Below are 19,832 nucleotides of genomic sequence, written 5' to 3'. Positions count from 1 at the left end.
GAAGACATGGATAACAAATTAATTACAGACTTAAGTAGAGTCTTTGACTACAGATATGTAGATGAAAATGAGTATAACTTTAAACTTATTTCAGACATGCTGACGGATTTTAATTTCTCTCTTGAATACCATAGAAATAAAGAGGTATTTGCACATAATGGAGAGCAAATAAAGTATGAGCATTTAAATGTCACAAGTAGCGTCTCTGATTTTTTAACGTATCTAAACGGCCGTTTCAGCAATATGGTACTAGGTCATAACGGCGACGGTATCAACGAAGTAAAAGACGCGCGTGTTGATAATACTGGTTATGATCATAAGACATTGCAAGATCGTTTGTATCATGATTATTCAACACTAGATGCTTTCACTAAAAAGGTTGAGAAAGCTGTAGATGAACACTATAAAGAATATCAAGCGACAGAATACCGATTTGAACCAAAAGAGCAAGAACCGGAATTCATCACAGATTTATCGCCATATACTAACGCAGTAATGCAATCATTTTGGGTAGACCCTAGAACAAAAATTATTTATATGACACAAGCGCGTCCGGGCAATCATTACATGTTATCTAGATTGAAGCCTAATGGACAATTTATTGATAGATTGCTTGTTAAAAATGGCGGTCACGGCACACACAACGCCTATAGATATATCGGCAATGAGTTATGGATTTATTCAGCAGTGTTAGACGCTAACAAAAACAACAAGTTTGTACGTTTCCAATATAGAACTGGAGAAATAACTTATGGTAATGAAATGCAAGATGTCATGCCGAATATATTTAACGACAGATATACATCAGCGATTTATAATCCTATAGAAAATTTAATGATTTTCAGACGTGAATATAAAGCTTCTGAAAGACAACTTAAGAATTCGTTGAACTTTGTTGAGGTTAGAAGTGCTGACGATATTGATAAAGGTATAGACAAAGTATTGTATCAAATGGATATACCTATGGAATACACTTCAGATACACAACCTATGCAAGGTATCACTTATGATGCAGGTATCTTATATTGGTACACTGGTGATTCAAAACCAGCGAACCCTAACTACTTACAAGGCTTCGATATCAAAACAAAAGAGTTATTATTTAAACGTCGTATCGATATAGGCGGTGTGAATAACAACTTTAAAGGAGATTTCCAAGAGGCTGAAGGTCTAGATATGTATTACGATCTAGAAACAGGACGCAAAGCGCTTTTAATAGGGGTAACTATTGGACCTGGTAACAACAGACATCACTCAATTTATTCTATCGGTCAAAGAGGTGTAAACCAATTCTTAAAAAACATTGCGCCTCAGGTATCGATGACTGATTCAGGCGGACGTGTTAAACCGTTACCAATACAGAACCCAGCATATCTAAGTGATATTACGGAAGTTGGTCATTACTATATCTATACGCAAGACACACAAAATGCATTAGATTTCCCGTTACCGAAAGCGTTTAGAGATGCAGGGTGGTTCTTGGATGTACTGCCTGGACACTATAATGGTGCTCTAAGACAAGTACTTACCAGAAACAGCACAGGTAGAAATATGCTTAAATTCGAACGTGTCATTGACATTTTCAATAAGAAAAACAACGGAGCATGGAATTTCTGCCCGCAAAACGCCGGTTATTGGGAACATATCCCTAAGAGTATTACAAAATTATCAGATTTAAAAATCGTTGGTTTAGATTTCTATATCACTACTGAAGAATCAAACCGATTTACTGATTTTCCTAAAGACTTTAAAGGTATTGCAGGTTGGATATTAGAAGTAAAATCGAATACACCAGGTAATACAACACAAGTATTAAGACGTAATAACTTCCCGTCTGCACATCAATTTTTAGTTAGAAACTTTGGTACTGGTGGCGTTGGTAAATGGAGTTTATTCGAAGGAAAGGTGGTTGAATAATGGTAGTAGATAATTTTTCGAAAGATGATAACTTAATCGAGTTACAAACAACATCACAATATAATCCGGTTATTGACACAAACATCAGTTTCTATGAATCAGATAGAGGAACTGGTGTTTTAAATTTTGCAGTAACTAAGAATAATAAGCCGTTATCAATCAGCAAACATAATGCGATGACTAGTATTGTGCTTAAGACGGATAACTTCGACGATGAACACGGCGCTTATATTAGTGATGAACTTACAATTGTTGATGCAATTAATGGACGAATGCAATACGTTATCCCAAACGAGTTCTTAAAATACACTGGTCGAGTACATGCGCAAGCATATTTTACTCAAAACGGTAGCAATAACGTAATTGTAGAGCGTCAATTTAACTTCAATATCCAGAATGATCTAATTAGTAATTTTGACGGTAAAACAAAGCTAGTTTATATCAAATCAATTCAGGACTTAACAGAAAGTGTTAAAGAAGAAGTTGAGGACTTAAAGAAAAGTTTGAGTGATACAAAATCGTTGGTTACTGAAATTGATAGTCGTATTAATCAAGGTATTCAAAGATTAGAAATCAAACAAAATGAAGCGGTACAGATGATTACAACAACACAAGACAAAGCCGTTCAATATATAAATAGCGAGTTCCAGAAAATAGTTGAAAAAGAGCAAGCGATTTTTGAACGTGTTAACGAAGTTGAACAACAAATCAATAGCGCTGACCTTGTTAAAGGTAATTCAACAACGAATTGGCAAAAGTCTAAACTTACAGATGATTACGGTAAAGCAATTGAATCGTATGAGCAGTCCATAGATAGCGTTTTAAGCGCAGTTAACACATCTAGGATTATTCATATTACTAATGCAACAGATGCGCCAGAAAAGACGGATATAGGCACGTTAGAGAAGCCTGGACAAGATGGTGTTGATGACGGTTCTTCGTTCGATGAATCAACTTATACATCAAGCAAATCTGGTGTGTTAGTTGTTTATGTTGTTGATAATAATACTGCTCGTGCAACATGGTACCCAGACGATTCAAACGATGAGTACACAAAATACAAAATCTACGGCACATGGTACCCGTTTTATAAAAAGAATGATGGAAACTTAACTAAGCAATTTGTTGAAGAAACGTCTAACAACGCTTTAAATCAAGCTAAGCAGTATGTAGATGATAAATTCGGAACAACGAGCTGGCAACAACATAAGATTACAGAGGCGGATGGTCAATCAATTCAAGTTAACTTAAATAATGCGCAAGGCGATTTGGGATATTTAACTGCTGGTAATTACTATGCAACAAGAGTGCCGGATTTACCAGGTAGCGTTGAAAGTTATGAGGGTTATTTATCGGTATTCGTTAAAGATGATACAAACAAGCTATTTAACTTCACACCTTATAACTCTAAAAAGATTTACACACGATCAATCACAAACGGCAGACTTGAGCAACAGTGGACAGTTCCTAATGAACATAAATCAACGGTATTGTTCGACGGTGGCGCAAATGGTGTAGGTACAACAATCAATCTAACTGAACCGTACACAAACTATTCTATTTTGTTGGTAAGTGGAACTTATCCAGGTGGCGTTATTGAGGGATTCGGACTAACCGCATTACCTAACGCGATTCAATTGAGTAAAGCGAATGTAGTTGACTCAGACGGCAACGGTGGCGGTATTTATGAGTGCTTACTATCCAAAACAAGTAGCACTACTTTAAGAATAGATAACGATGTGTACTTTGATTTAGGTAAAACATCAGGTTCTGGAGCGAATGCCAACAAAGTTACTATAACTAAAATTATGGGGTGGAAATAATGAAAATCACAGTAAATGATAAAAATGAAGTTATCGGATACGTTAATACTGGCGGTTTACGTAATAGTTTAGATGTAGACGATAACAATGTGCCTATCAAATTCAAAGAAGAGTTCGAACCTAGAAAGTTCGTTTTCACTAACGGCGAAATTAAATACAATAGCAATTTCGAAAAAGAAGACGTACCGAATGCATCAAACCAACAAAGTGAATCAGATTTGAGTGATGAAGAACTTCGCGGAATGGTTGCAAGTATGCAAATGCAGGTGACGCAAGTAAACATTTTGGCGATGGAATTAAAGCAACAAAACGCTATGTTAACACAACAGTTGACTGAACTAAAAGCTGGTAAAACAAATACAGAGGGGGACGTTTAAATGGAGAAAATTAAGATGATTTATCCAACTTTCAAGGACATTAAAACTTTTTATGTGTGGGGTTGCTATAAAAATGACCAAATTAAGTGGTACGTAGACATGGGTGTAATCGACAAAGAAGAATATGCATTGATCACTGGAGAAAAATATCCAGAAACAAAAGATGAAAAGTCACAGGTGTAATGCTTGTGGCTTTTTAATTTAACGCAAAGTAGGTGGCGTAATGTTTGGCTTTACCAAACGACACGAACAAGATTGGCGTTTAACGCGATTAGAAGAAAATGATAAGACTATGTTTGAAAAATTCGACAGAATAGAAGACAGTCTGAGAACGCAAGAAAAAATTTATGACAAGTTAGATAGAAATTTCGAAGAATTAAGGCGCGATAAGATTGAAGATGAAAAAAATAAAAAGAAAAATGCTAAAAACATCAGAGATATCAAGATGTGGATTCTCGGTTTGATAGGGACTATCTTTAGTACGATTGTCATAGCTATACTAAGAACTATTTTTGGTATTTAAAGGAGGTGATTACCATGCTTAAAGGGATTTTAGGATATAGCTTCTGGGCGTGCTTCTGGTTTGGTAAATGTAAATAACAGTTAAGAGTCAGTGCTTCGGCACTGGCTTTTTATTTTGATTGAAATGAGGTGCATACATGGGATTACCTAATCCAAAAAACAGAAAACCTACAGCTAGTGAAGTAGTAGAGTGGGCGTTGTATATCGCTAAAAACAAAATAGCTATTGATGTACCTGGTTCTGGAATGGGAGCACAATGCTGGGATTTGCCTAATTATTTACTCGATAAATATTGGGGATTTAGAACATGGGGAAATGCTGATGCTATGGCTCAGAAATCTAATTATAGAGGTAGAGATTTCAAGATAATTAGAAATACAAAAGACTTTGTACCACAACCAGGCGACTGGGGTGTTTGGACTGGTGGTTGGGCAGGTCATGTGAACATTGTAGTAGGGCCATGCACAAAAGACTATTGGTATGGTGTGGATCAAAACTGGTATACAAATAACGCAACAGGAAGTCCGCCATATAAAATTAAGCACTCTTATCATGATGGACCAGGTGGAGGAGTTAAATATTTTGTTAGACCACCATATCATCCGGAGAAATCTACGCCGGCACCTAAACCCGAAGATGATAGTGATGATAACGAAAAAAATAATAAAAAAGTTCCAATTTGGAAAGATGTAACAACTATAAAGTACACAATTTCTAGCCAAGAAGTTAATTATCCAGAATATATTTATCACTTTATAGTAGAGGGTAATCGACGACTCGAAAAACCTAAAGGGATAATGATTAGAAACGCTCAAACAATGAGCTCGGTAGAAAGTTTATATAACAGTAGAAAGAAATATAAGCAAGATGTAGAATATCCACACTTTTATGTTGATAGACATAATATTTGGGCTCCTAGAAGAGCCGTATTTGAAGTTCCTAATGAAGCTGATTATATAGTTATAGACGTATGTGAAGATTATAGTGCGAGTAAAAACGAATTTATTTTTAACGAGATTCACGCAATGGTTGTAGCTGTAGATATGATGATCAAATATGAGATACCTCTAAGTATTGAGAATTTAAAAGTAGACGATAGTATTTGGCGTTCAATGTTGGAACATGTTAATTGGAATATGATTGACAACGGTGTTCCCCCTAAAGATAAATACGAAGCATTAGAAAAGGCATTACTTAATATATTTAAAAACAGAGAAAAATTATTAAATTCTATAACTAAACCAACAGTAACAAAATCTAGAATAAAAGTTATGGTAGATAATAAAAACGCTGATATAGCGAATGTAAGAGACTCATCACCAACAGCCAATAATGGCTCGGCATCTAAACAACCGCAGATCATAACAGAAACGAGTCCTTATACATTTAAACAAGCACTGGATAAACAAATGGCAAGAGGTAACCCGAAAAAATCTAATGCTTGGGGTTGGGCTAACGCTACACGAGCTCAAACGAGCTCGGCAATGAATGTTAAACGAATATGGGAAAGTAACACACAATGCTACCAAATGCTTAATTTAGGCAAGTATCAAGGTGTTTCAGTTAGCGCACTTAATAAGATACTTAAAGGTAAGGGAACATTGAATAATCAAGGTAAAGCGTTCGCAGAAGCTTGTAAAAAACACAACATTAATGAAATTTATTTAATCGCGCATGCTTTTTTAGAAAGTGGATATGGAACAAGTAACTTCGCTAACGGAAAAGATGGAGTATACAACTACTTCGGCATTGGCGCTTACGACAACAATCCTAACTACGCAATGACGTTTGCAAGGAATAAAGGTTGGACATCTCCAGCAAAAGCAATCATGGGCGGTGCTAGCTTCGTAAGAAAGGATTACATCAACAAAGGGCAGAATACACTGTACAGAATCAGATGGAATCCTAAGAATCCAGCTACGCACCAATACGCTACTGCTATAGAGTGGTGCCAACATCAAGCTAGTACAATAGCTAAGCTATATAAACAAATCGGCTTAAAAGGTATCTATTTTATAAGAGATAAATATAAATAAAGAGGTGTATAAATGTACAAAATAAAAGATGTTGAAACGAGAATAAAAAATGATGGTGTTGACTTAGGTGACATTGGCTGTCGATTTTACACTGAAGATGAAAATACAGCATCTATAAGAATAGGTATCAATGACAAACAAGGTCGTATCGATCTAAAAGCACATGGCTTAACACCTAGATTACATTTATTTATGGAAGATGGCTCTATATTCAAAAATGAGCCCCTTATTATCGACGATGTTGTAAAAGGGTTCCTTACCTACAAGATACCTAAAAAGGTTATCAAACACGCTGGTTATGTTCGTTGTAAGCTGTTTTTAGAGAAAGAAGAAGAAAAAATACATGTCGCGAACTTTTCTTTCAATATCGTTGATAGTGGCATTGAATCTGCTGTAGCAAAAGAAATCGATGTTAAATTGGTAGATAATGCTATTACGAGAATCTTAAAAGATAACGCGACAGATTTATTGAGCAAAGACTTTAAAGAGAAAATAGATAAAGATGTTATTTCTTACATCGAAAAGAATGAAAGTAGATTTAAAGGTGCGAAAGGTGATAAAGGCGAACCGGGACAATCTGGTGCAAAAGGTGAGACAGGTAAAAAAGGAGAACAAGGCGCACCCGGTAAAAACGGTACTGTAGTATCAATCAATCCTGACACTAAAATGTGGCAAATTGATGGTAAAGATACAGATATCAAAGCAGAACCTGAGTTATTGGATAAAATCAATATCGCAAATATTGAAGGGTTAGAAGATAAATTGCAAGAAGTTGAAAAAATCAAAGATACAACTCTCAACGACTCTAAAACGTATACGGATTCAAAAATTGCTGAACTAGTTGATAGCGCGCCTGAATCTATGAATACATTAAGAGAATTAGCAGAAGCAATACAAAACAACTCTATTTCAGAAAGTGTATTGCAACAGATTGGCTCAAAAGTTAGTACAGAAGATTTTGAGGGATTCAAGCAATCATTAAACAGTTTGTATGCAGATAAAAATCATAGTCATACAATCAAACAGATTGAAGGATTAGAAAATGCTTTATCAAAAAAATCAGACATAAATCACAGTCATGATGAACGTTATCTTTTATCATCAAATGCTTTTACAAAAGAGGAAGCAGATAAACTTTATCAACCTATCGGTTCTTCGCAGCCGTCACTGAATATTTGGACAGGCAGTGAAACAGAATATAATTATTTGTATCAAAAAGACCCTAATACACTTTACTTAATTAAGGGGTGATTTTATGGAAGGTAATTTTAAAAATGTAAAGAAGCTTATTTACGAAGGCGAAGAATATACAAAAGTATATGCTGGAAATATCCAAGTATGGAAAAAGCCTTCATCTTTTGTAATAAAACCCTTACCTAAAAATAAATATCCGGATAGCATAGAAGAATCAACAGCAAAATGGACAATAAACGGAGTTGAACCTAATAAAAGTTATCAGGTGACAATAGAAAATGTACGTAGCGGTATAATGAGGGTTTCGCAAACTAATTTAGGTTCAAGTGATTTAGGAATATCAGGAGTCAATAGCGGAGTTGCAAGTAAAAATATCAACTTTAGTAATCCTTCAGGGATGTTGTATGTCACTATAAGTGATGTTTATTCAGGATCTCCGACATTGACCATTGAATAATTTTAAACGACTAATTTTTTAGTCGTTTTTTTATTTTGGATAAAAGGAGCAAACAAATGGATATTAACTGGAAATTGAGATTCAAAAACAAAGCAGTACTAACTGGTTTAGTTGGAGCATTGTTGTTATTTATCAAGCAAGTCACGGATTTATTCGGATTAGATTTATCTACTCAATTAAATCAAGCTAGCGCAATTATAGGCGCTATCCTCACGTTACTTACAGGTATTGGCGTTATTACTGACCCAACGTCAAAAGGCGTCTCAGATTCATCTATAGCACAGACATATCAAGCGCCTAGAGATAGCAATAAAGAAGAACAACAAGTTACGTGGAAATCATCACAAGATAGCAGTTTAACGCCGGAATTAAGCACGAAAGCACCAAAAGAATATGATACATCACAACCTTTCACAGACGCCTCTAACGATGTTGGCTTTGATGTGAATGAGTATCATCATGGAGGTGGCGACAATGCAAGCAAAATTAACTAAAAAAGATTTTATAGAGTGGTTGAAAACTTCTGAGGGAAAACAATTCAATGTGGACTTATGGTATGGATTTCAATGCTTTGATTATGCCAATGCTGGTTGGAAAGTTTTGTTTGGATTACTTCTGAAAGGTTTAGGTGCAAAAGATATACCATTTGCAAACAATTTCGATGGACTAGCTACTGTATACCAAAATACACCGGACTTTTTGGCACAAACCGGCGACATGGTTGTATTCGGTAGCAATTACGGTGCAGGATACGGACACGTAGCATGGGTAATTGAAGCAACTTTAGATTATATCATTGTATATGAGCAGAATTGGCTAGGCGGTGGCTGGACTGACAGAATCGAACAACCCGGCTGGGGTTGGGAAAAAGTTACAAGACGACAACATGCTTACGATTTCCCTATGTGGTTTATCCGTCCTAACTTCAAAAGCGAAACAGCTCCACGATCAATACAATCTCCTACGCAAGCATCTAAAAAGGAAACAGCTAAGCCACAACCTAAAGCGGTAGAACTTAAAACTATCAAAGATGTGGTTAAAGGTTATGACCTTCCTAAACGTGGTGGTAATCCTAAGGGTATAGTTATTCATAACGACGCAGGAAGCAAAGGGGCAACAGCAGAAGCGTATCGAAACGGATTAGTTAACGCACCTTTATCAAGATTAGAAGCGGGTATTGCGCATAGTTATGTATCAGGTAACACAGTGTGGCAAGCTTTAGATGAATCGCAAGTAGGTTGGCATACTGCTAACCAATTAGGCAATAAATATTATTACGGTATTGAAGTGTGTCAATCAATGGGAGCGGATAATGCGACGTTTTTAAAAAATGAACAGGCGACTTTCCAAGAATGCGCTAGATTGTTGAAAAAATGGGGATTACCAGCAAACAGAAATACAATCAGATTACACAACGAATTCACTTCAACATCATGCCCACACAGAAGCTCAGTATTGCACACTGGTTTTGACCCAGTAACTCGTGGCCTATTGCCGGAAGATAAACAATTACAACTTAAAGACTACTTTATCAAGCAAATTAGAGTGTATATGGACGGTAAGATACCAGTTGCCACTGTCTCTAATGAGTCAAGCGCTTCAAGTAATACAGTTAAACCAGTTGCGAGTGCATGGAAACGTAATAAATATGGTACTTACTACATGGAAGAAAGTGCTAGATTCACAAACGGTAATCAACCAATCACTGTAAGAAAAATAGGACCATTCTTATCATGCCCGGTAGCTTACCAATTCCAACCTGGTGGATATTGTGATTATACAGAAGTGATGTTACAAGATGGTCATGTTTGGGTAGGATATACATGGGAGGGGCAACGTTATTACTTGCCTATTAGAACATGGAATGGTTCTGCCCCACCTAATCAGATATTAGGTGACTTATGGGGAGAAATCAGTTAGAATGACATAGTCATGTCTATTTGAGCAGGTGCGTTACATACCTGCTTTCTATTTACATTTAAAGATAAAATGTGCTATTATTTTACTAGAACTTTTTAACATTTCTCTCAAGATTTAAATGTAGATAACAGGCAGGTACTACGGTACTTGCCTATTTTTTATGCAAATTTAAAAAAACACTTGCTTAATAAACAATTGTTTAGTATAATTATATTTGTAGGTTAGTTGATGACTTACAAATTATGTGTAAGGAGGTGAAAAGCCTCATGCTAGACATAATAAAAACACTTCTAGAACATCAAGTATTGGCAGTACTGATAATTCCAGAAGTGTTAAAACAACTTAGAGAATGGCATCTCGGCTACCTAGACCGAAAGCCAAACAACAAAGATTAACATTATGCTTGGAGCCTGATGGCTCCTCCTTACACTTATATAATATAATATTATTTGGAGGTTTTCAATTATGACAGAACAAATGTATTTATTATTGTTTTTATTAAGCCTACCATTGTTATTATTTATCGGGAGAAAAACACATTTTTATTGTTTAGATAAAAAGAATGGACGTAGATAATATGAGTGATTATAAATTAAAAATAATTGAATTGATCAAAAGTGATATAACAGGTTACCAAATTCACAAACAAACTGGCGTAGCGCAATATGTAATTTCACAATTAAGGCAAGGAAAGCGCGAAGTAGATAACTTAACTTTAAATACAACTGAAAAACTATACAGTTACGCACGACAAGTGTTATAATATAAATGTGAAATGGTCATTCTTGAAATGACTCGGTCGCTACTGGCACAGACCGTTTAAAGTGTCACCACAACATGAACTGAGAATTCATATGACGTTGCTGACGAGCGACAAAGCTCTGTGTTCCTGGATGGGAGTAAGTTTGTGTGGTGGTGCATAACAAGTCGCTGAAATATTTGCGACATAATAAAGCATATTATCGGTTTTATTAAGTGCTAAAGGCACATCTTAACCACCCATACTAGTTACTGGGTGGTTGTTTTTTATGTTATATTATAAATGATCAGACCACACCACCTATTAATTTAGGAGTGTGGTTATTTTAATATGTGAAGCTAAAATAACTACAAATGATACCATTTTTGATACCAAAAAATAATAACCTCAAAATTTCGAGAGAAATAACTTCATTTTAAATCGCATTAAATCAATGTTTCTATAAAAAAAGTCCTTAAAAATTAGTTTTTTCAATCGAAATGGAAGGTAGTATTGGATAGCTTTAAACTACGTTGTTAAGCTATTCTTAACTGTCGAAAACGGTTATTGATACCATTTTGATACTGAATATAACAAAAAGCCACATTACTGTGGCTTTTTTGTTTTATAACTAAATCGGATTGATAGATAAGCTTTGTACTTATTTATATCAGTCCGATTTTTTGATTGGTGTAAAAAATAATCATTGGTGGAGGATAAAGCGACAACACAAATACAACATGATTGTGGCATTAGAGTGCTGGTCTTTATTAAATTAATTGAAAACTACACCAAATATTTTTTAAAGATGATTCGATAATAGTTCGATTAAGTTTCAATGTATAAGTAAGTTAAAATAAGAAAACTATTAATAATATTAAGTTCACTACAGATGTTGCTAATGGACCGTAAGTTTTAAAGCCATCTTTACTTTTATAACCAACAATCGCATCTAAAAATTGAACTAAAATCATTGCAATGGATATAGTTATCAAAAATATAGCACTATGAATGACTAAAGAAAAAATAGCTAATAAAAATAAAGGTAAGCTTCGACTAAGTGCATAATATGCATTTATATTATGGCTAGATGCACATGCTTGAATTGAATAACCTAAACTTACACTGGCACTAATGATTGTAAATATTGCTAAAACAAAATACATGTTAATCCTTCTTTCTATATTTGAATATAAACAAGTACTTGTCTAAAGATATTTAAAAGATAATTAGAATAAATTTATGAGAAACTTGTTGCTAAAATTATAACGGTTTCAAATTATTATAACTATGTCATAAACTGAATTTGTTGAAATTTTTCATTATGTAAATTTATTCGTAACAATCAGGTCGAACTATAGCATCATTTTACTAATGAATGCATTAAAGTAACTATGATTAAAAATGCATATTAATTATCATTATTAAGTCTATTATATATAATGAATTTTAACTGGTTTATTAAACGAGAACGTCGGGAATTAAGTAACTACAATAAAAATAAGATATGACAATAAGGAGACTACACGCGTGATCATTGCCATAATTATATTGATATTTATTTCGTTTTTCTTTTCAGGAAGCGAGACAGCATTAACGGCTGCCAATAAAACAAAATTTAAAACTGAAGCTGACAAAGGTGATAAAAAAGCAAAAGGCATTGTAAAGTTGCTTGAAAAACCAAGTGAGTTTATTACAACGATTCTAATTGGGAATAATGTCGCGAATATTTTATTACCAACACTAGTTACAATTATGGCTTTACGTTGGGGGATTAGCGTTGGTATTGCATCAGCTGTGTTAACAGTTGTTATCATTTTGATTTCCGAAGTGATTCCCAAGTCTGTCGCTGCAACATTTCCAGATAAAATAACAAGGCTTGTATATCCAATTATTAATATTTGTGTAATTGTGTTCCGTCCTATCACATTACTTTTAAATAAGTTGACGGACAGTATTAATCGAAGTTTATCTAAGGGACAACCTCAAGAACATCAATTTTCAAAAGAAGAATTTAAAACAATGTTAGCAATTGCTGGACATGAAGGCGCTTTAAATGAAATTGAGACGAGTAGGTTGGAAGGTGTCATTAATTTTGAAAATTTAAAAGTAAAAGATGTTGATACAACACCTAGAATTAATGTGACGGCATTTGCTTCAAATGCGACATACGAAGAAGTTTATGAAACGGTTATGAATAAGCCATACACTAGATATCCAGTGTACGAGGGAGATATTGATAACATTATTGGGGTGTTTCATTCTAAATATTTGTTGGCTTGGAGTAATAAAAAAGAAGATCAAATTACAAACTATTCAGCTAAGCCATTATTTGTGAATGAACACAATAAAGCTGAATGGGTATTACGTAAGATGACTATTTCTAGAAAACATTTAGCAATTGTGTTGGACGAATTTGGTGGTACTGAAGCGATAGTGTCACATGAAGACTTAATTGAAGAATTATTAGGTATGGAAATTGAAGATGAGATGGATAAAAAGGAAAAAGAAAAACTTTCTCAACAGCAAATTCAATTTCAACAACGGAAAAATCGCAACGTATCTATATAAGGAGCGAACAGCTATGTGGAATAAGAATCGACTTACTCAAATGTTAAGTATTGAATATCCAATTATACAAGCAGGTATGGCAGGAAGTACGACACCGAAATTAGTTGCATCAGTAAGTAACAGTGGTGGATTAGGCACAATAGGCGCAGGTTACTTTAATACGCAGCAATTAGAAGACGAAATAGATTATGTACGCCAATTAACGTCAAATTCTTTTGGTGTAAATGTCTTTGTACCAAGTCAACAATCATTTACCAGTAGTCAAATTGAAAATATGAATGCATGGTTAAAACCTTATCGACGTGCATTACATTTAGAAGAGCCGGTTGTAAAAATTACCGAAGAACAACAATTTAAGTGTCATATTGATACGATAATTAAAAAGCAAGTGCCTGTATGTTGTTTTACTTTTGGAATTCCAAATGAATCTATTATAAAAAGATTGAAAGAAGCAAACATTAAGCTTATAGGTACAGCAACGAGTGTTGATGAAGCTATTGCGAATGAAAAAGCGGGTATAGATGCTATCGTTGCTCAAGGTAGTGAAGCAGGTGGACATCGTGGTTCATTTTTAAAACCTAAAAATCAATTACCTATGGTTGGAACAATATCTTTAGTGCCACAAATTGTAGATGTCGTTTCAATTCCGGTCATTGCCGCTGGTGGAATTATGGACGGTAGAGGAGTTTTGGCAAGTATTGTCTTAGGTGCAGAAGGGGTACAAATGGGCACCGCATTTTTAACATCACAAGATAGTAATGCATCAGAACTACTGCGAGACGCAATTATAAATAGTAAAGAAACAGATACTGTCGTTACAAAAGCGTTTAGTGGAAAGCTTGCACGCGGTATCAACAATAGGTTTATCGAAGAAATGTCCCAATACGAAGGCGACATCCCAGATTATCCAATACAAAATGAGCTAACAAGTAGCATAAGAAAAGCCGCAGCAAACATCGGCGACAAAGAGTTAACACATATGTGGAGTGGACAAAGCCCGCGACTAGCAACAACGCATCCCGCCAACACCATCATGTCCAATATAATCAATCAAATTAATCAAATCATGCAATATAAATAATCGACCGCAATCCACAAAAGCACAAGCACCCCCAAACTTTATTTTAGCGCTTGTCATTTCGTGGATTGCGTTTCTATTTTACCAATCTAATTAAACGAAATTATCGAGCTAAAGTTCGCTAAAATGATTATGATTAAACGAAAACATCAAGCTAAAGTTCGCTGAAATGATTATAGTCAAACGAAAACATCAAGCTAAAGTTCACTGAAATGATTATAGTCAAACGAAAACATCAAACTAAAGTTCACTGAAATGATTATAATAAAAGTTATATGGTATGATGACATTGGTGATATATATGATAAACATCGGATTAACAGGTTGGGGTGATCACTATTCATTATATGAAGATTTAGAACGCCAAACCGATAAACTTAAAACATATGCTGGACATTTTCCGGTTGTCGAATTAGATGCGACATACTATGCGATACAACCGGAAAGAAATATATTGAAATGGATAAAAGAAACGCCTGATACATTTGAATTTGTGGTCAAAATTCATCAAGCACTCACATTGCATGCAGACTACAAATCATTTGCAGATACAAGGCAAGAACTATTTGATCAATTTAAGAATATGTTAGAGCCCTTACATACACAGAAAAGGTTAGCAATGGTATTGGTTCAATTTCCGCCATGGTTTGACTGCAATGCACAAAATATCAAATATATTTTGTATGTAAGACAGCAATTACAAGCATTTCCAATGTGTGTAGAATTTAGGCATCAATCATGGTTTAGTGATGCATTTAAAGAACAAACATTGGCATTTTTAACAGAACATCAAATCATTCATGCAGTAGTTGATGAACCACAAGTGAAAGATGGCAGTGTACCTTTAGTCAATCGAATCACAAATGAAATTGCGTTTGTACGTTATCATGGACGTAATCATTACGGTTGGACTAAGAAAGATATGTCAGATCAAGAATGGCGAGATGTACGCTATTTATATGATTATAATGAGCAAGAATTGATAGACTTGGCACAAAAGGCACAAATATTAGCACAAAAAGCTAAGAAAGTTTACGTCATATTTAACAATAATTCTGGTGGTCATGCAGCTAATAATGCCAAAACATATCAGCGATTATTGAATATAGAATATGAAGGGTTAGCACCACAACAATTAAAATTATTTTAAGAGGCGACGACTATGTTATTAACAATTACATTATTAGTTCTAATCGGTGGTTTGTCAGCAATCATCGGATCAATCGTAGGCATTGGAGGCGGTATTATTATCGTTCCAACAATGGTTTACCTCGGTGTTGAACATGGATTACTACATAATATTACAACACAAGTAGCGATAGGGACGTCTTCAGTCATTCTAATTGTGACTGGACTTTCTTCATCGCTTGGATATCTAAAAACAAAACAAGTTGATATTAAAAATGGTTCCATCTTTTTATTTGGACTATTACCAGGTTCATTGCTTGGGTCCTTCATTAGTAGATATTTAACATTTGAGTCATTTAATTTATATTTTGGTATCTTTTTAATTTTCGTAGCCATTTTATTAATGATAAGAAATAAGATTAAACCGTTTAAAATATTTGATAAACCAAAATATGAAAAAACTTATGTAGACGCTAAAGGTAAAACATATCATTATAGTGTGCCGCCTTTATTCGCTTTTGTTACTACATTTTTAATTGGTATTTTGACAGGTTTATTTGGTATTGGAGGTGGCGCACTAATGACGCCACTAATGCTTATTGTATTTAGATTTCCACCTCATGTAGCTGTTGGAACAAGTATGATGATGATTTTCTTTTCAAGTGTCATGAGTTCTATAGGGCATATTGCTCAAGGGCACGTAGCATGGGGTTATGCAATCATTTTAATTATTTCTAGTTATTTTGGTGCGAAAATCGGTGTCAAAGTGAATCAGTCAATTAAGTCAGATACGGTAGTAACATTATTGAGAACAGTAATGTTGTTAATGGGTATATATTTAATTATTCGTGCGTTGATTTAATACAACTTAAAAAGGAGGACGTCAATTTGAGGCTTACAATTTATCATACTAACGATATTCATAGTCATTTACATGAATACGAACGCATTAAAGTATATATGGCAGAACAACGGCCACGACTTAATCATCCTTCTTTATATGTTGATCTAGGTGATCATGTAGATTTATCCGCACCTATAACTGAAGCAACTTTAGGTAAAAAGAATGTGGCATTACTAAATGAAGCAAAATGTGATGTTGCAACCATCGGTAATAATGAAGGGATGACCATTTCACATGAAGCTTTAAATCACCTTTACGACGAAGCAAAATTTATAGTGACATGTAGCAATGTTATAGATGAATCAGGTCATTTACCAAATAATATCGTTTCTTCTTATATTAAGGATATAGACGGTGTGAAAATACTATTCGTTGCAGCGACAGCACCTTTTACCCCATTTTATCGTGCACTAGATTGGATTGTTACCGATCCACTTGATTCTATAAAAGAAGAAATTGAACTTCAACGAGGTAAATTTGATGTATTAATCGTGCTAAGTCATTGTGGCATTTTCTTCGATGAAACATTATGCCAAGAATTGCCTGAAATTGATGTCATTTTTGGTAGTCATACGCATCATTATTTTGAACATGGTGAAATTAATAATGGTGTACTGATGGCGGCAGCTGGAAAGTATGGTAATTATCTTGGAGAGGTTAATTTAACTTTTGAGGCACATAAAGTAGTACATAAAACTGCAAAGATTATTCCTTTAGAAACATTACCTGAAGTTAAAACTTCATTTGAAGAAGAAGGAAAAACGCTAATGTCTAATCCGGTAATTCAACATCCAGTAGTGCTTAAGCGTAGTATGAACCACATAACTGAAGCTGCATACTTATTAGCTCAAAGTGTTTGTGAGTATACACATGCACAATGTGCCATCATCAATGCTGGCTTACTCGTTAAAGATATTGTAAAAGATGAAGTGACAGAATATGACATTCATCAAATGTTACCGCATCCGATTAATATGGTAAGGGTTAGACTTTCTGGTGTGAAATTAAAAGAGATTATAGCTAAAAGTAATAAGCAAGAATATATGTATGAACATGCACAAGGTTTGGGTTTCAGAGGGAATATATTTGGAGGATATATTCTTTATAATTTAGGGTACATTCATTCTACAGGGCGTTACTATCTGAATGGAGAAGAAATCGAAGACGACAAAGAATATGTACTAGGTACGATAGATATGTATACGTTCGGTCGTTATTTCCCAACATTGAAAGAATTACCAAAAGAGTATTTAATGCCAGAGTTTTTAAGAGATATATTTAAAGAAAAATTATTGGAATATTAAAAAGTAAGATTATTGGATTTTCATTTGTCATGAATTTCGATATAATGTTTAAAGATACACTTAACAGGAGGGTATGTGTTGTTATGGCGACAAAAAACGAGGAAATATTACGTAAACCGGATTGGTTGAAAATAAAATTAAATACCAACGAAAACTATACAGGACTTAAGAAGATGATGAGGGAAAAAAAACTTAATACTGTATGTGAAGAAGCTAAATGTCCTAATATACATGAATGTTGGGGTGCACGTCGTACAGCGACATTTATGATTTTAGGTGCCGTATGTACAAGAGCTTGTCGTTTTTGTGCGGTTAAGACAGGTTTACCTAATGAACTTGATTTAAATGAGCCTGAACGTGTAGCTGAATCAGTTGAATTAATGAACTTGAAACACGTTGTTATCACTGCTGTTGCGCGTGATGATTTAAGAGATGCTGGTTCAAATGTTTATGCTGAGACAGTACGTAAAGTTAGAGAAAGAAATCCATTTACAACGATTGAAATTTTACCATCAGATATGGGCGGGGACTATGATGCGTTAGAAACATTAATGGCTTCAAGACCTGACATTTTAAACCATAATATTGAAACTGTTCGTCGATTAACACCGAGAGTTCGTGCGCGTGCGACATACGACAGAACATTAGAGTTTTTACGTCGTTCAAAAGAATTACAACCGGATATCCCAACTAAATCAAGTATTATGGTTGGATTAGGTGAAACTATAGAAGAAATTTATGAAACGATGGATGATTTACGTGCGAATGATGTAGATATTTTAACGATTGGTCAATATTTACAACCTTCACGTAAACATTTAAAGGTTCAAAAATATTACACGCCTTTAGAGTTTGGTAAATTAAGAAAAGTGGCAATGGATAAAGGGTTTAAACATTGCCAAGCTGGACCTTTAGTACGTAGTTCTTATCATGCGGATGAGCAAGTAAATGAAGCTGCTAAAGAAAAGCAACGCCAAGGTGAGGCACAGTTAAATAGTTAATATTTAACCATTAATAAGGCATAAAGGCTTAGTTTGTACAAAACGAACGTGTCATAGAAGTAATCATTATTTTTATGAAACACTAAAAGTATAAACTGAGCCTTTCATTGTCATAGATAGGTGAAGAATTTGATAAAAGTAGATCAACATTACTTTGAATTAATAGAAAATTATCGCGAATGTTTTAATGAAGAACAATTTATTGCTAGGTATTCAGATATTTTAGATAAATATGATTACATTGTTGGTGACTATGGTTACGATCAATTACGATTAAAAGGTTTTTACAAAGATTCTAATAAAAAAGCAGAGATGAGTAAACGTTTTTCAAATATTCAAGATTACATATTTGAATATTGTAACTTTGGTTGTCCTTACTTTGTATTAAGACATTTGTCTAAACAAGAGGTTAAAAAGTTAATCGAAGAAGTTCATCCGTCTGATGTGATAGATGACGACAATAAACTTCAAGATGTGAAGATTAAGCCAACCATTCAAGATACTGAACATTAATAAAACCCTTAGCTAGATTGAAAATGGGAATCATGCAATTCAAGCATGGACCTGTAATCTAGTTAGGGGTTTTTATCTTTAATGAATGACTTCATTTAAATACTCAGTAATTTCATCGCCTTCTTCAGCATTTACACCTAAAATATGAGCGATATAGCCTTCTTCTTTTAAATCATCAGTACCGATAATACCGAATTTATTTGTTTGCATATTAAGTACGAGTGTCTTACCATAATGTCTATTTGTATGGACTAACATTAAATCATATCGACCATGCTCGCCAACAAAACCAACAAACTGAACTTGACTCTCTTCGTTGTCATCATATAAATACATATCAATCATTTT

At 34.4% G+C, this 19,832-nt stretch carries 22 protein-coding genes and 1 pseudogene; 21 read left to right on the top strand and 2 right to left on the bottom strand.

The window, feature by feature from the left end; genetic code table 11:
• The first annotated feature begins 6 nt into the window (after positions 1 to 6).
• The 14 genes and pseudogenes from HMPREF2658_RS08330 (at position 7) to HMPREF2658_RS08265 (ending at position 11,831) form a co-directional block, all read left to right on the top strand.
• Positions 7 to 1,917, top strand: a complete 1,911-nt coding sequence (locus tag HMPREF2658_RS08330; protein WP_070854332.1) for a phage baseplate protein — start codon at positions 7 to 9, stop codon at positions 1,915 to 1,917.
• Positions 1,917 to 3,740, top strand: a complete 1,824-nt coding sequence (locus HMPREF2658_RS08325; protein ID WP_070854330.1) for a phage baseplate upper protein — start codon at positions 1,917 to 1,919, stop codon at positions 3,738 to 3,740. Before HMPREF2658_RS08330 ends, HMPREF2658_RS08325 begins: the two co-directional genes overlap by 1 nt.
• A complete protein-coding gene (locus HMPREF2658_RS08320) occupies positions 3,740 to 4,117 on the top strand; it encodes a DUF2977 domain-containing protein (protein WP_061713858.1) in 378 nt (125 codons plus the stop codon). Before HMPREF2658_RS08325 ends, HMPREF2658_RS08320 begins: the two co-directional genes overlap by 1 nt.
• A gap of 9 nt (positions 4,118 to 4,126) precedes the next feature.
• Positions 4,127 to 4,300 carry an XkdX family protein gene (locus HMPREF2658_RS08315; protein WP_015990323.1) on the top strand — a complete coding sequence of 58 codons (174 nt, stop codon included), beginning with the start codon at positions 4,127 to 4,129 and terminating at the stop codon, positions 4,298 to 4,300.
• A gap of 40 nt (positions 4,301 to 4,340) precedes the next feature.
• Positions 4,341 to 4,640, top strand: a complete 300-nt coding sequence (locus HMPREF2658_RS08310; RefSeq protein WP_000466785.1) for a DUF2951 family protein — start codon at positions 4,341 to 4,343, stop codon at positions 4,638 to 4,640.
• A 136-nt stretch (positions 4,641 to 4,776) separates the two neighbouring features.
• On the top strand, positions 4,777 to 6,675 hold the full coding sequence (locus HMPREF2658_RS08305; RefSeq protein ID WP_070854328.1) for a glucosaminidase domain-containing protein: 1,899 nt from the start codon (positions 4,777 to 4,779) through the stop codon (positions 6,673 to 6,675).
• A gap of 12 nt (positions 6,676 to 6,687) precedes the next feature.
• A complete protein-coding gene (locus HMPREF2658_RS08300) occupies positions 6,688 to 7,926 on the top strand; it encodes a BppU family phage baseplate upper protein (RefSeq protein WP_070854325.1) in 1,239 nt (412 codons plus the stop codon).
• 4 nt (positions 7,927 to 7,930) lie between these two features.
• Entirely contained in the window at positions 7,931 to 8,326 is a 396-nt protein-coding gene (locus tag HMPREF2658_RS08295) for a hypothetical protein (protein WP_000398878.1), read from the top strand.
• 56 nt (positions 8,327 to 8,382) lie between these two features.
• Positions 8,383 to 8,820, top strand: coding sequence for a phage holin (locus tag HMPREF2658_RS08290; RefSeq protein WP_000354132.1), 438 nt, complete (start codon positions 8,383 to 8,385; stop codon positions 8,818 to 8,820).
• Positions 8,801 to 10,246 carry an SH3 domain-containing protein gene (locus tag HMPREF2658_RS08285; protein WP_070854322.1) on the top strand — a complete coding sequence of 482 codons (1,446 nt, stop codon included), beginning with the start codon at positions 8,801 to 8,803 and terminating at the stop codon, positions 10,244 to 10,246. Before HMPREF2658_RS08290 ends, HMPREF2658_RS08285 begins: the two co-directional genes overlap by 20 nt.
• A 242-nt stretch (positions 10,247 to 10,488) precedes the next feature.
• A complete protein-coding gene (locus tag HMPREF2658_RS08280) occupies positions 10,489 to 10,641 on the top strand; it encodes a hypothetical protein (RefSeq protein ID WP_001788502.1) in 153 nt (50 codons plus the stop codon).
• A 70-nt stretch (positions 10,642 to 10,711) separates the two neighbouring features.
• Positions 10,712 to 10,822, top strand: coding sequence for a hypothetical protein (locus HMPREF2658_RS08275; protein WP_000139425.1), 111 nt, complete (start codon positions 10,712 to 10,714; stop codon positions 10,820 to 10,822).
• 1 nt (position 10,823) lies between these two features.
• On the top strand, positions 10,824 to 11,009 hold the full coding sequence (locus HMPREF2658_RS08270; protein WP_001286805.1) for a hypothetical protein: 186 nt from the start codon (positions 10,824 to 10,826) through the stop codon (positions 11,007 to 11,009).
• A gap of 682 nt (positions 11,010 to 11,691) precedes the next feature.
• Positions 11,692 to 11,831: pseudogene (locus tag HMPREF2658_RS08265) on the top strand (hypothetical protein).
• Positions 11,832 to 11,836: 5 nt separating this feature from the next.
• On the opposite strand, the gene HMPREF2658_RS08260 reads toward HMPREF2658_RS08265, so the two are convergent.
• Complete coding sequence (locus tag HMPREF2658_RS08260) at positions 11,837 to 12,151, bottom strand: hypothetical protein (protein WP_000274031.1); 315 nt, start codon at positions 12,149 to 12,151, stop codon at positions 11,837 to 11,839.
• Between the two features lie 364 nt (positions 12,152 to 12,515).
• Here HMPREF2658_RS08260 and HMPREF2658_RS08255 point away from each other — a divergent pair, with 364 nt between their 5' ends.
• From HMPREF2658_RS08255 to HMPREF2658_RS08220, 7 genes are all read left to right on the top strand, one after another.
• The gene (locus HMPREF2658_RS08255) at positions 12,516 to 13,556 is read left to right on the top strand and encodes a hemolysin family protein (protein ID WP_000582326.1); all 1,041 of its coding nucleotides are present in this window, start codon (positions 12,516 to 12,518) and stop codon (positions 13,554 to 13,556) included.
• A 13-nt stretch (positions 13,557 to 13,569) separates the two neighbouring features.
• Positions 13,570 to 14,637 (top strand): NAD(P)H-dependent flavin oxidoreductase, encoded by a 1,068-nt coding sequence (locus tag HMPREF2658_RS08250; protein WP_000267233.1) that lies wholly within the window; start codon positions 13,570 to 13,572, stop codon positions 14,635 to 14,637.
• Positions 14,638 to 14,935: 298 nt separating this feature from the next.
• Positions 14,936 to 15,784 carry a DUF72 domain-containing protein gene (locus tag HMPREF2658_RS08240; RefSeq protein WP_000608123.1) on the top strand — a complete coding sequence of 283 codons (849 nt, stop codon included), beginning with the start codon at positions 14,936 to 14,938 and terminating at the stop codon, positions 15,782 to 15,784.
• A gap of 12 nt (positions 15,785 to 15,796) precedes the next feature.
• The gene (locus HMPREF2658_RS08235; protein WP_000927629.1) at positions 15,797 to 16,624 is read left to right on the top strand and encodes a sulfite exporter TauE/SafE family protein; all 828 of its coding nucleotides are present in this window, start codon (positions 15,797 to 15,799) and stop codon (positions 16,622 to 16,624) included.
• Positions 16,625 to 16,650: 26 nt separating this feature from the next.
• Positions 16,651 to 17,970, top strand: coding sequence for a bifunctional metallophosphatase/5'-nucleotidase (locus tag HMPREF2658_RS08230; RefSeq protein ID WP_001241244.1), 1,320 nt, complete (start codon positions 16,651 to 16,653; stop codon positions 17,968 to 17,970).
• 83 nt (positions 17,971 to 18,053) lie between these two features.
• A complete protein-coding gene (gene lipA / locus HMPREF2658_RS08225; protein ID WP_070854319.1) occupies positions 18,054 to 18,971 on the top strand; it encodes a lipoyl synthase in 918 nt (305 codons plus the stop codon).
• Positions 18,972 to 19,100: 129 nt separating this feature from the next.
• The gene (locus HMPREF2658_RS08220) at positions 19,101 to 19,484 is read left to right on the top strand and encodes a YutD family protein (RefSeq protein WP_000598444.1); all 384 of its coding nucleotides are present in this window, start codon (positions 19,101 to 19,103) and stop codon (positions 19,482 to 19,484) included.
• Between the two features lie 78 nt (positions 19,485 to 19,562).
• Here the strand turns inward: HMPREF2658_RS08220 and HMPREF2658_RS08215 are convergent, their stop codons facing one another.
• Positions 19,563 to 19,829 (bottom strand): DUF3055 domain-containing protein, encoded by a 267-nt coding sequence (locus HMPREF2658_RS08215; protein ID WP_000566643.1) that lies wholly within the window; start codon positions 19,827 to 19,829, stop codon positions 19,563 to 19,565.
• Between the last annotated feature and the right edge of the window lie 3 nt (positions 19,830 to 19,832).

This window comes from Staphylococcus sp. HMSC062H10 (assembly GCF_001836945.1).
GTDB lineage: Bacteria > Bacillota > Bacilli > Staphylococcales > Staphylococcaceae > Staphylococcus > Staphylococcus aureus.
Note: the sequence above shows the minus strand (reverse complement) of the source record. Positions and strands in the feature narration are given on the sequence as shown.

Bases quoted from the DNA above. Each gene is read 5' to 3' on its own strand.
- HMPREF2658_RS08320 (WP_061713858.1), top strand. From the start codon at position 3,740: ATGAAAATCACAGTAAATGATAAAAATGAAGTTATCGGATACGTTAAT.
- HMPREF2658_RS08215 (WP_000566643.1), bottom strand. From the start codon at position 19,829: ATGATTGATATGTATTTATATGATGACAACGAAGAGAGTCAAGTTCAG.
- HMPREF2658_RS08260 (WP_000274031.1), bottom strand. From the start codon at position 12,151: ATGTATTTTGTTTTAGCAATATTTACAATCATTAGTGCCAGTGTAAGT.
- HMPREF2658_RS08280 (WP_001788502.1), top strand. From the start codon at position 10,489: ATGTGTAAGGAGGTGAAAAGCCTCATGCTAGACATAATAAAAACACTT.
- HMPREF2658_RS08285 (WP_070854322.1), top strand. From the start codon at position 8,801: ATGCAAGCAAAATTAACTAAAAAAGATTTTATAGAGTGGTTGAAAACT.
- HMPREF2658_RS08330 (WP_070854332.1), top strand. From the start codon at position 7: ATGGATAACAAATTAATTACAGACTTAAGTAGAGTCTTTGACTACAGA.
- HMPREF2658_RS08270 (WP_001286805.1), top strand. From the start codon at position 10,824: ATGAGTGATTATAAATTAAAAATAATTGAATTGATCAAAAGTGATATA.
- HMPREF2658_RS08325 (WP_070854330.1), top strand. From the start codon at position 1,917: ATGGTAGTAGATAATTTTTCGAAAGATGATAACTTAATCGAGTTACAA.
- HMPREF2658_RS08300 (WP_070854325.1), top strand. From the start codon at position 6,688: ATGTACAAAATAAAAGATGTTGAAACGAGAATAAAAAATGATGGTGTT.
- HMPREF2658_RS08290 (WP_000354132.1), top strand. From the start codon at position 8,383: ATGGATATTAACTGGAAATTGAGATTCAAAAACAAAGCAGTACTAACT.
- lipA (WP_070854319.1), top strand. From the start codon at position 18,054: ATGGCGACAAAAAACGAGGAAATATTACGTAAACCGGATTGGTTGAAA.
- HMPREF2658_RS08295 (WP_000398878.1), top strand. From the start codon at position 7,931: ATGGAAGGTAATTTTAAAAATGTAAAGAAGCTTATTTACGAAGGCGAA.
- HMPREF2658_RS08310 (WP_000466785.1), top strand. From the start codon at position 4,341: ATGTTTGGCTTTACCAAACGACACGAACAAGATTGGCGTTTAACGCGA.
- HMPREF2658_RS08250 (WP_000267233.1), top strand. From the start codon at position 13,570: ATGTGGAATAAGAATCGACTTACTCAAATGTTAAGTATTGAATATCCA.
- HMPREF2658_RS08240 (WP_000608123.1), top strand. From the start codon at position 14,936: ATGATAAACATCGGATTAACAGGTTGGGGTGATCACTATTCATTATAT.
- HMPREF2658_RS08275 (WP_000139425.1), top strand. From the start codon at position 10,712: ATGACAGAACAAATGTATTTATTATTGTTTTTATTAAGCCTACCATTG.
- HMPREF2658_RS08305 (WP_070854328.1), top strand. From the start codon at position 4,777: ATGGGATTACCTAATCCAAAAAACAGAAAACCTACAGCTAGTGAAGTA.
- HMPREF2658_RS08235 (WP_000927629.1), top strand. From the start codon at position 15,797: ATGTTATTAACAATTACATTATTAGTTCTAATCGGTGGTTTGTCAGCA.